Annotated in this window: 10 protein-coding genes and 1 riboswitch; all 10 genes read left to right on the top strand. The window is 62.0% G+C overall.

Features of this window, described 5'->3' with window-relative positions; translation table 11 throughout:
* Window positions 1-157 precede the first annotated feature (157 nt).
* The 10 genes from rsxC to dnaK all read left to right on the top strand — a co-directional run bounded on the left by rsxC (window position 158) and on the right by dnaK (window position 10,011).
* Window positions 158-1,531 carry an electron transport complex subunit RsxC gene (rsxC, locus tag ACTQ4R_RS11400; protein WP_441628771.1) on the top strand — a complete coding sequence of 458 codons (1,374 nt, stop codon included), beginning with the start codon at window positions 158-160 and terminating at the stop codon, window positions 1,529-1,531.
* Window positions 1,528-2,565 (top strand): RnfABCDGE type electron transport complex subunit D, encoded by a 1,038-nt coding sequence (locus ACTQ4R_RS11395; RefSeq protein WP_441628769.1) that lies wholly within the window; start codon window positions 1,528-1,530, stop codon window positions 2,563-2,565. The genes rsxC and ACTQ4R_RS11395 overlap by 4 nt, the downstream gene beginning before the upstream one ends.
* Window positions 2,562-3,179, top strand: a complete 618-nt coding sequence (locus ACTQ4R_RS11390) for an RnfABCDGE type electron transport complex subunit G (protein ID WP_441628767.1) — start codon at window positions 2,562-2,564, stop codon at window positions 3,177-3,179. The genes ACTQ4R_RS11395 and ACTQ4R_RS11390 overlap by 4 nt, the downstream gene beginning before the upstream one ends.
* Window positions 3,180-3,199: 20 nt before the next feature.
* The gene (gene rsxE, locus ACTQ4R_RS11385; protein ID WP_441628765.1) at window positions 3,200-3,820 is read left to right on the top strand and encodes an electron transport complex subunit RsxE; all 621 of its coding nucleotides are present in this window, start codon (window positions 3,200-3,202) and stop codon (window positions 3,818-3,820) included.
* Between the two features lie 15 nt (window positions 3,821-3,835).
* Entirely contained in the window at window positions 3,836-4,426 is a 591-nt protein-coding gene (gene rsxA, locus ACTQ4R_RS11380) for an electron transport complex subunit RsxA (protein WP_441628763.1), read from the top strand.
* A 13-nt stretch (window positions 4,427-4,439) separates the two neighbouring features.
* Window positions 4,440-5,348: an RnfABCDGE type electron transport complex subunit B gene (locus tag ACTQ4R_RS11375; RefSeq protein ID WP_441628761.1), complete on the top strand. Its 909-nt coding sequence runs from the start codon at window positions 4,440-4,442 to the stop codon at window positions 5,346-5,348.
* A gap of 95 nt (window positions 5,349-5,443) precedes the next feature.
* A riboswitch (THF riboswitch) is annotated at window positions 5,444-5,552 on the top strand.
* An 82-nt stretch (window positions 5,553-5,634) separates the two neighbouring features.
* Window positions 5,635-6,234 carry a folate family ECF transporter S component gene (locus ACTQ4R_RS11370; RefSeq protein WP_441628759.1) on the top strand — a complete coding sequence of 200 codons (600 nt, stop codon included), beginning with the start codon at window positions 5,635-5,637 and terminating at the stop codon, window positions 6,232-6,234.
* Between the two features lie 226 nt (window positions 6,235-6,460).
* On the top strand, window positions 6,461-7,507 hold the full coding sequence (gene hrcA / locus ACTQ4R_RS11365; protein ID WP_441628757.1) for a heat-inducible transcriptional repressor HrcA: 1,047 nt from the start codon (window positions 6,461-6,463) through the stop codon (window positions 7,505-7,507).
* Window positions 7,504-8,109, top strand: coding sequence for a nucleotide exchange factor GrpE (locus ACTQ4R_RS11360; protein WP_441628755.1), 606 nt, complete (start codon window positions 7,504-7,506; stop codon window positions 8,107-8,109). Before hrcA ends, ACTQ4R_RS11360 begins: the two co-directional genes overlap by 4 nt.
* A 48-nt stretch (window positions 8,110-8,157) precedes the next feature.
* Window positions 8,158-10,011, top strand: coding sequence for a molecular chaperone DnaK (dnaK, locus tag ACTQ4R_RS11355; protein WP_441628753.1), 1,854 nt, complete (start codon window positions 8,158-8,160; stop codon window positions 10,009-10,011).
* Window positions 10,012-10,064 lie beyond the last annotated feature (53 nt).

Below are 10,064 nucleotides of genomic sequence, written 5' to 3'. Positions count from 1 at the left end.
TCGTTCACAGTCTGGACAAAATTTGAGTTTTGGTGTAGAATCAAACGCAGTATGTGGTAGTATCGCCAGGGCAGAATTGCGCCCCGGCCCGCGTGCCGGCGGGACGGAGCCGGTATGTGCCCTGGACGCTATCAGGAGTAAAAATGAGGTGAAGACAATGGCACAAGCTTTCTTTGGCGGCGTTCATCCCCATGACATGAAGGCCGCGACCAATGAAAAGGCCATCGAGCAGCTGGCTCCCCCGGCAGAGGTGGTCATCCCCATGTCGATGCACTTTGGCGCACCCTGTACCCCCCTTGTGAAGGTGGGCGACCAGGTAAAGGTGGGCCAGAAGATCGGCGAGTTCCGTGGCTTGGGCGCACCCATCCACGCCAGTGTTTCCGGCAAAGTCAAGGCTGTTGAGCCCCGTCCCTATTCCATGGGCGGCAACATGGTGTCCGTGGTCATCGAGAACGATTTCCAGGACGAGCTCAGTGAGGAGGTCCAGGCCCCTGCGGACCCCGACGCCCTCACGGTCGACGAGATGGTGGAGATCGTGAAGAACGCCGGCATCGTCGGCATGGGCGGCGCAACGTTCCCCACCCACGTCAAGATCTCCGGCGGTATCGGCAAGGTGGACACCGTCATCATCAACGGCGCCGAGTGCGAGCCCTATATCACCGGCGACCACCGCACCATGCTGGAGCGTCCCGAGGAGATCATCGGCGGCGCCACCTATCTTGCCAAGATGTTCGGTGTGGATAAGGTCGTCATCGGCGTTGAGGACAACAAGCAAAACGGCATCGACGCCATGAACAAGGTCATCGCCGAAAAGAACGCCCCCGTGGTGGTGGAGCCCCTGCGCTGCCGTTACCCCCAGGGCGGTGAGAAGCAGCTCTGCCAGGCCATCACCGGCAAGCAGGTGCCTCCCGGAGGCCTGCCCTCCAACATCGGCTGCGCCGTATTCAACATCAACACCACCGTGTGCATCTACCGGGCCATCACCAAGGGCATGCCCGTGGTGAACAAGGTCGTCACCGTGTCCGGCAGCGGCATCGTGGAGCCCAAGAACATCGAGTGCCCCATCGGCACCCCCGTGTCCCTGCTGCTGGACGCCTGCGGCGGCGTGAAGGACGGCACCTACAAGCTCATCGCCGGCGGCCCCATGATGGGCATGGCCCAGTACACCGCGGACATTCCCGTGGCCAAGGGCACCGGCGCCATCCTGGCCTTCTGCGAGAACGAGGAGCAGACCGTTGAGCATCCCCAGTGCATTCGCTGCGGCAAGTGCGTGGCCGCCTGCCCCGTGCACCTGGAGCCCCTGTTCATGTACCAGTACGCCGAAAAGGGCATGGTGGATGAGCTGAACGACGCCCATATCATGGACTGCATGGAGTGCGGCGCCTGCGCTTATACCTGCCCCGCCCGTATGCACTTGACCCAGATGTTCAAGACCGGCAAGCAGCTGGTGAAGAACAAGATGGCTGCCGACAAGGCCGCCGCAGAGGCCAAAAAGGCCGCGGAAGAGAAGAAGGAGGCTGTGAACAAATGACGGATTACAAGAATTTGAAGCTCATTGCCACTTCCAATCCTCATATCCGCGCCGCAGAGACCACCCGTTCCATTATGCTGGACGTGATCATCGCCATGGTGCCCGCTCTGATCTGGGCCGTGGTGTGCTTCGGCGTCAAGGCCTTGACACTGACCGCCGTGTCTGTGCTGGGCTGCGTGTTCTTTGAGTGGCTGTACCGCAAGGTCATGAAGAAGCCCCAGTCCGTGGGCGACCTCAGCGCCGTGGTCACCGGCATGCTGCTGGCGTTTGTCTGCCCCGTGACCACTCCCTATTGGATGATCCTCATCGGCGACCTGTTCTCCATCGTGGTGGTCAAGCAGCTCTTCGGCGGCATCGGCAAGAACTTTGTCAACCCCGCCCTGGCCGGCCGCGCCTTCCTGCTGGGCAGCTATGCCGGCAGCATGACCACCTGGCTGGACCCCGCCGCTAACAAGGCGCCCCTCATGGGCTCCGTGGCTGACGTGGTCACCCGCGCCACCCCCCTGGGTATGATGAAGGGCTCCGGCGCCGACCTGGAGGCCAGCTTCGCCAGCCTCAAGGAGACCTATTCCGTGGTGGATATGTTCCTGGGCAAGACCGGCGGCTCCCTGGGCGAGGTTTCCGCCCTGCTGCTGCTCATCGGCGGCGTGTACCTCATCTGGCGCAAGGTCATCAACTGGCAGACCCCCGTGGCCTATATCGCCACCGTGGCCGTGCTGACCTTCCTGTTCCCCAAGGCCGGCAGCGGCATGGACTGGATGCTGTACAGCGTGTTCGGCGGCGGCTTGTTCCTGGGCGCCTTCTTCATGGCTACCGACTACGCCACCTCCCCCGTTACCAAGAAGGGCCAGCTGATCTTCGGCATCGGCTGCGGCCTGTTCACCGTGCTCATCCGTTACTTTGGCTCCTATAACGAAGGCGTCTGCTACTCCATCATGGTCATGAACCTGTGCGTGGCCCTGATCGACAAGTACACCAAGCCCACTCGTTTTGGCGTCGTAAAATCCGATAAGAAGGAGGCGGCTGCGAAATGAGTAACGAAGTGCAGACCAAGGAAAAGGTCAACATGGACCCCAAGTACATCATTAAGCTGACCGTGACTTTGTTTGTGACCTGCGTGGTCGTGGCCGGCCTGCTGGGCCTGGTCAACAGTGTGACCGAGGGCCCCATCGCTGAGATCAACAAGGCCAAGACCGAGGAGGCCATGAAGGCCGTCGTGGCCGATCCCGAGGGCAGCACCTTCTCCGACGCGCTGGAGATCACCGGCGACATGACCGCCGCCGCGTCCTCCGCCGGCGGCTCCATCACCGAGGCCTACGAGGTCCAGTCCGGCGGCGCTCCCGCCGGCTACGCGCTGAAGGTCGTGGCCTCCGGCTCCCAGGGCAACATCGAGATGATGGTGGGCGTGGACGCCGAGGGCGTCGTCACCGGCGTCTCCATCGTCAACAACTCCGAGACCGCGGGCATCGGCTCCAAGGTCATGAGCAACGAAAACGGCGTTCTGGATCAGTTCATCGGCAAGAGTGCCGCTGACGGTACGCTGGCTGTGGGCAAGAACGTGGACGCCATCACCGGCGCCACCGTGTCCAGCCGCGGCGTCACCACCGGCGTCAACGCAGCGCTGGCCGTGGCCGGCGTCATGGGCTGAGAAGGGAGGAGCGAAAACTTATGAATTTGAAAAAACAGTTTATGGATGGCCTCCTGTATCAGAACCCCGTTCTGGTCCAGGTGCTGGGTATGTGCTCCACCATGGCCATTACCACATCCTTCTTCAACGGTCTGGGCATGGGCCTGGCCGTCACCATCATCCTGACCCTGTCCAACGTCATCATCTCCGCGATCCGCAAGATCGTGCCTGACAAGATCCGTATCGCCATGTTCATCGTGGTCATCGCGGGCTTCGTCACCATGGTGGACCTGTTCCTGCAGGCCTTCGTTCCCGCCCTGGCCGAGTCCCTGGGCGTGTTCATCCCCTTGATCGTGGTGAACTGCATCATCCTGGGCCGCGCCGAGTCCTTCTCCTATAAGAACGGCGTTGTGGCCTCCTTCTTCGACGGCGTCTTCCAGGGCATCGGCTACACCCTGGTCCTGCTGACCATGTGCATCATCCGCGAGCTGCTGGGTGCCGGCACCTTCGGCGGCGGCCTGCTGGGCGCCGGCGGCAAGGGCATCCAGATCATCCCCGCTCAGTTCCCCGCCGGTATGCTGACCCTGCCTGTGGGCGGCTTCCTGGTGCTTGGCTGCCTCATCGCCGCCATGCAGTGGGCGCTGTCCAAGTCTAAGAAATAAGGAGGATAGGAACGTATGGAACAGATCACTAACCTCCTGGCGATCACGCTGGGCGCCATTCTGGCGAACAACTTCATCTTCTCCCAGTTCCTGGGCATCTGCCCCTTCCTGGGCGTTTCCAAGAAGGTCGACACCGCCGTCGGTATGGGCGTGGCCGTCACCTTCGTCATGGGTCTGGCCTCCGCCATCACCTGGCTGGTCAACACCTTTATCCTGGTTCCTCTGAACCTGGGCTACATGCAGACCGTGGCGTTCATCCTGGTCATTGCCTCTCTGGTGCAGTTCATCGAGATGTTCCTGCAGAAGGCCATGCCCACCCTGTACACCGCCCTGGGCGTGTATCTGCCCCTGATCACCACCAACTGCGCCGTTCTGGGCGTGGCTCTGCTGAACATCCAGAACAACTACAACTTCATCGAGTCCGTGGTCTACGGCGTCACCGGCGGCCTGGGCTTCCTGCTGGCCATCGTGCTGTTCGCCAGCATCCGTGAGCGCCTGGTGTTCGCGGATTATCCCAAGGCGTTCGAGGGCTTCCCCATCGCCCTGGTCACCGCCGGTCTGATGGCCCTGGCGTTCATGGGCTTCTCCGGCTTGAAGATCTGGTAAGGAGGCAGTTGAGATGAATATTGCATATGCTGTTATCGTGCTGGGCGTGCTGGGCGCTGTGTTCGGCTTGGTCCTGGCCGTCGCCTCCAAGATCTTTGAGGTGAAGAAAGACCCCCGCGAGGAAGCCATCCTCAGCCATCTGGCCGGCGCCAACTGCGGCGGCTGCGGCTATCCCGGCTGCGCCGGCTGCGCTGCCGCCATCCTGGCCGGTGACGCTCCCGTGAATGCCTGCGCTCCCGCCGGCGCCGAAAACGCCGCCGCCATCGCGGAGATCATGGGCCAGGCCGCTCCCACCGGCGAGCGCCAGGTGGCCTTCGTCCGCTGCAACGGCGGCACCAACGCCAAGAAGCGCTTTGAGTATGTGGGCGTGAAGGACTGCATCTCCGCTACCAAGGTTGCCGCCGGCCCCCTGGAGTGCAGCTTCGGCTGCCTGGGCTTCGGCTCCTGTGTCAATGCCTGCCAGTTCGGCGCCATGAGCATCGGCCCCAACGGCGCCGCCGTGGTGGACCCCGAGAAGTGCACCGCCTGCATGGCCTGCGCCAACGCCTGCCCCCGCCATTTGATCACCTCCGTCCCCGCCTCCAAGAAGGTCCACGTGCTGTGCGCCAACCAGGATAAGGGCAAGGCCGCCATGAGCGTCTGCGCCAACTCCTGCATCGGCTGCGGCCTGTGCCAGAAGGAGTGCAAGAAGGACGCCATCCATGTGGTGAACGGCGTGGCCGTCATCGACTATGACAAGTGCGTGGGCTGCAAGCTCTGCACCAAGGTCTGCCCCCGTGACGCCATCTCCCCCGTGGCTACCGCCGAGGAGAAGGAAAAGTACAAGGCCATTAAGAAGGCCCAGGCTGAGAAGGCTGCCGCCGCCAAGAAGGCCGCCGAGGAAGCCGCTGCCAAGGCCGCTGAGGCTCCCAAGGCTGAGTAATTGATTTTCCACTGAAAAAAGGTCCCTGAATCGCAAGATTTAGGGACCTTTTCCATTGCTATTTTTGTGGAAATGGAATATCATGACATCAGTAAGGCAGAGTAGGAACACACGTGTGAAATAGTGCCGGAAAAACGGGGAGTTGTTTTCCGGACGAAAGGACCGCTTTGGGGTCTTGCAGTGTGTGTTCCGCATCCCGCTGCCGCATATAGGACATGGGTGAGACCTTCCTCTGTGCGGCGCTCCGGTACCGGACTGCCGAATTTTACAGAAGGAAGGTATTTTTATGTCTCTCTATCCCCATCCATTTTCCGCCGGCTATTGGCGGGACGCTGTCCGGGAGCTCCGCGACCTGCGGAAGCTGACCTTCGCGGCGCTGATGATCGCCATGTGCGTGGTGCTGGGCCACATCCCCTCCGTGCCCCTGTTCGGCGGCGCCAAGATCACCTGGGGCTTTTTGGCCAGAGCCCTCTGCGCCCTGGTGTGCGGCCCGGTGCTGGGCGTGGTGTTCGGCTTTTCGGAGGACATCCTCAGCTTTTTCCTCACGGGCGGCGGCGGATACCCCTTTTTCCCCGGCTACACCCTCACCACCATGCTGGGCGTTTTGATCTATGCCCTCTTTTTGTACCGGGCGGAGCTCACCATCCGGCGGGTGTTCCTGGCAAAGCTGCTGACCAACATCCAGAACGTGGTGCTGGGCTCCCTGTGGTCCGCCATCCTCTATGGAAAGGCGTGGTCCGTCATGGCAGCCGGCAGCGCCATCAAGAACCTCATCATGCTGCCCTTCCAGACGGCGCTGCTGGTGCTGCTGTTTGCCGCGCTGGCGCCGGCGCTGCGGCGGGCCGGCCTCATTCCCGGGCAGACGGCGGGAAAGATCCGCTGGTAAAAACAGGCGAAAAAGGCGGGCGCGGGCCCGCCTTTTTTCGCGCTCTGGAGGGGAAACGGCCGCAAAACCCCGTCGGCTGTCAAAAGTTCAAAAACCTGTCTCCGTTTGTTCACAAATTGTTTATAAGCATCCATTGACAATACTTTCCCGTGGTGGTAAACTCGCTTTAGCACTCGGGGGAAATGAGTGCTAACCCAACAAGAGAACAGCGGAACGGGAGCGAGCCATGGAACTGACGGACCGGAAAAAGAAAATACTGAAGGTCGTCATTGAGGACTACATCCGCACCGCCGAGCCTGTGGGCTCCAAGGCCATCGCCGCCGAAATGGGCGGCAAGGTCAGCTCCGCCACCATCCGCAACGAGCTGGCGGACCTGGTGGATCTGGGCTATCTGGAGCAGCCCCACACCTCCGCCGGCCGGGTGCCGTCCCCCAAGGGCTACCGGCTGTATGTCAACGAGCTGATGGAGCGGCAGCGGCTGAGCCTGGCGGAAACGGAAAAGATCAACCAGTCCCTGCAGCTGAAAATGGAGGAGCTGGACCACATCCTCTCCCAGGCGGGCCGGGCGGTCAGCTCCTTTGTGAACTATCCCGCCTACATGAGCGTCACCGGCCGCAAGAGCCTCACCGCCAAGCGCTTCGAGCTGCTGCCGGTGGATGAGCGCAGCTGCATCGTGGTCATGATGATGAGCGACGACCGGGTGAAAAGCCAGCTGCTGCGCCTGCAGCTGAAGGTGGACCTGGAGCAGCTGCCCACCCTGGTGAGCCTGCTGAACGGGCATTTCACCAACATCTCCCCGTCGGAGATGAACCAGCGCCTTATGAACGTGGCGGAGCAGATCCCGCCCCAGCTGTTTTTGCTGCTGTCCCAGACCATTTCCTACGCGGCGGACTCCCTGGAGGAGGCCAGCCAGCGGGAGATCGTCACCGCCGGGACCAAGGAGCTTTTGAAGCTGCCGGAGTTCCGGGACGCCGACAAGGCCCATCAGCTGATGAGCTTTATGACGGACAGCAAGGAGAACCTGCCGCTGCCGGACGAGGGGCCTATGAAGATCCTCATCGGGCCGGAAAACGTCAGCGACGCGCTGAAAAACGCCAGCGTCGTGGTGGCCAGCTACGACATCGGCGACAATATGCGGGGCCTCATCGGCGTGGTGGGTCCCACCCGCATGGATTACGCGGCGGTGGCCGCGCGGCTCTCCGGCTTTGCCGACGGGCTGACACGGCTGTTTGGAAAACAGGAATTACCCCCGAAGGAGGATACGAAGGAATGAGCGAAGAGACGAAGCAGCCCACCGCTGAGGAGACCCCGGAGACCCAGGCGGGGGCGGAGCAGACCGCGGAACAGACCGCCCAGGAGCAGACGGAAAAGACCGGCAAAGGCAAGAAGAAAAAGGAAAAGGAGAAAACCTATACCCTGACCCAGCAGCAGATGGAGGCCGCGGAGCTGGCCGCCAAGCAGCTGGAGTCCGTGAAGGACCAGTTCGTCCGCCTCACCGCGGAATATGACAACTACCGCAAGCGAACTGCCAAGGAGAAGGATAGCCTGTACCAGGATGCCAAGGCGGACACCATCAGCGCCTTTTTGGCGGTGTACGACAATCTGGAGCGTGCCGCCGCCAGCGAGGGCGGAGAGGACTCCCCCCACAAAAAGGGACTGGAGATGATCTTCACCCAGTTTAAGGACATTCTGCAAAAGCAGGGCGTCACGGAGATCGAGGCCCAGGGCAAGCCCTTTGACCCGGAGAAAATGAACGCCGTCATGCACATCGACGACGAAAATCTAGGGGAGAACGAGGTGGCCCAGGTGTTCCAGGCGGGCTTCATGCTGGGTGACAAGGTCATCCGCCACGCCATCGTCCAGGTGGCCAATTAACATAGAGAGTAAACAAAACGTTTTCGATATATTTAGGAGGAATCATTTATGTCTAAAGTAATCGGTATCGACCTTGGTACTACCAACTCCTGCGTGGCCGTCATGGAAGGCGGCGAGGCAGTCGTCATCCCCAACGCGGAAGGCAACCGCACCACCCCGTCCGTGGTGGCGTTCTCCAAGACCGGCGAGCGCATGGTGGGCCAGGTGGCAAAGCGCCAGGCCATCACCAACCCCGACCGCACCATCTCCTCCATCAAGCGTGAGATGGGCAGCGACTACAAGGTCACCGTGGACGGCAAGGCATACACCCCCCAGGAGATCAGCGCCATGATCCTGCAGAAGCTGAAGGCGGACGCCGAGGCCTACCTGGGCCAGACCGTCACCGAGGCCGTCATCACCGTTCCCGCTTACTTCACCGACGCCCAGCGTCAGGCCACCAAGGATGCCGGCAAGATCGCCGGCCTGGATGTCAAGCGCATCATCAACGAGCCCACCGCCGCGGCCCTGGCCTACGGCGTGGATAAGGAGCAGTCCCAGAAGATCATGGTCTACGACCTGGGCGGCGGCACCTTCGATGTCTCCATCCTGGAGATCGACGACGGCGTCATCGAGGTCCTGGCCACCGCCGGCAACAACCGCCTGGGCGGCGACGACTTCGACGAGTGTGTCATGAAGTACCTGGTATCTGAGTTCAAGCGCACCGACGGTGTGGACCTCAGCGGCGACAAGGTCGCCATGCAGCGGCTGAAGGAGGCCGCCGAGAAGGCCAAGATCGAGCTCTCCGGCGTCACCACCTCCAACATCAACCTGCCCTATATCACCGCCGACGCCACCGGCCCCAAGCACCTGGACGTGACCCTCACCCGGGCCAAGTTCAACGAGCTGACCGCTCATCTGGTGGATGCCACCATGGGCCCCGTGCGCCAGGCTATGTCCGACGCCGGCCTGCGTCCCTCCGACCTTTCCAAGGTCCTGCTGGTGGGCGGCTCCAGCCGTATCCCCGCCGTGCAGGAGGCCGTGAAGAACTTCACCGGCTCCGAGCCCTTCAAGGGTATCAACCCCGATGAGTGCGTGGCCATGGGCGCCGCCCTCCAGGCCGGCGTGCTGACCGGCGACGTCAAGGGCCTGCTGCTGCTGGATGTCACCCCCCTGTCCCTGGGCATCGAGACCATGGGCGGCGTGTTCACCAAGCTCATCGACCGCAACACCACCATCCCCGTGAAGAAGAGCCAGATCTTCTCCACCGCCGCCGATAACCAGACCAGCGTGGAGGTCAACGTCCTCCAGGGCGAGCGTGAAATGGCTGCCGCCAACAAGAGCCTGGGCCGCTTCCACCTGGACGGCATCGCTCCCGCCCGCCGGGGCGTGCCCCAGATCGAGGTGACCTTCGACATCGACGCCAACGGCATCGTCAACGTCTCCGCTAAGGACCTGGGCACCGGCAAGGAGCAGCACATCACCATCACCTCCTCCTCCAACATGAGCAAGGAGGACATTGAGAAGGCTGTGAAGGAAGCCGAGCAGTATGCCGCCCAGGACAAGAAGCTGAAGGAAGAAGTGGAGACCCGCAACCAGGCCGACCAGATGGTCTACCAGAGCGAAAAGACCCTGGCCGAGATGGGCGACAAGATCCCCGCCGACGACAAGAACAAGGTCCAGGCCGGTATCGACAAGCTGAAGGAGACCTTGAAGGGCCAGGATACCGCCGCCATCAAGGCCGCTACCGACGAGCTGACCCAGGCCTTCTACGCCGTCAGCGAGAAGCTGTACCAGCAGGCCAACCCCCAGGGCGGCGCCCAGGCGGGTGCCCAGCAGCCCGGCGCCGACGCCGGCACCCAGGGCGGCCAGTACTACGACGCTGACTACAAGGTCGTGGACGAGGATGACAACAAGAACAAGTGAGCGACCCTCTCATAAAACGTATCAGGGACAGTGCGTGCCGCCTGTCCCTGATA

This window comes from Dysosmobacter sp. Sow4_B12, assembly GCF_052116665.1.
In the GTDB taxonomy this organism is placed as follows: Bacteria; Bacillota; Clostridia; order Oscillospirales; family Oscillospiraceae; genus Oscillibacter.
The sequence above is the reverse complement of the archived record's forward strand: the minus strand, read 5'-3'. Positions and strand labels throughout refer to the sequence as shown.

Coding starts and splice junctions, on each gene's coding strand:
- ACTQ4R_RS11375 (WP_441628761.1), top strand. CDS start 4,440: ATGAATATTGCATATGCTGTTATCGTGCTGGGCGTGCTGGGCGCTGTG.
- ACTQ4R_RS11360 (WP_441628755.1), top strand. CDS start 7,504: ATGAGCGAAGAGACGAAGCAGCCCACCGCTGAGGAGACCCCGGAGACC.
- ACTQ4R_RS11370 (WP_441628759.1), top strand. CDS start 5,635: ATGTCTCTCTATCCCCATCCATTTTCCGCCGGCTATTGGCGGGACGCT.
- ACTQ4R_RS11390 (WP_441628767.1), top strand. CDS start 2,562: ATGAGTAACGAAGTGCAGACCAAGGAAAAGGTCAACATGGACCCCAAG.
- rsxA (WP_441628763.1), top strand. CDS start 3,836: ATGGAACAGATCACTAACCTCCTGGCGATCACGCTGGGCGCCATTCTG.
- rsxE (WP_441628765.1), top strand. CDS start 3,200: ATGAATTTGAAAAAACAGTTTATGGATGGCCTCCTGTATCAGAACCCC.
- rsxC (WP_441628771.1), top strand. CDS start 158: ATGGCACAAGCTTTCTTTGGCGGCGTTCATCCCCATGACATGAAGGCC.
- ACTQ4R_RS11395 (WP_441628769.1), top strand. CDS start 1,528: ATGACGGATTACAAGAATTTGAAGCTCATTGCCACTTCCAATCCTCAT.
- hrcA (WP_441628757.1), top strand. CDS start 6,461: ATGGAACTGACGGACCGGAAAAAGAAAATACTGAAGGTCGTCATTGAG.
- dnaK (WP_441628753.1), top strand. CDS start 8,158: ATGTCTAAAGTAATCGGTATCGACCTTGGTACTACCAACTCCTGCGTG.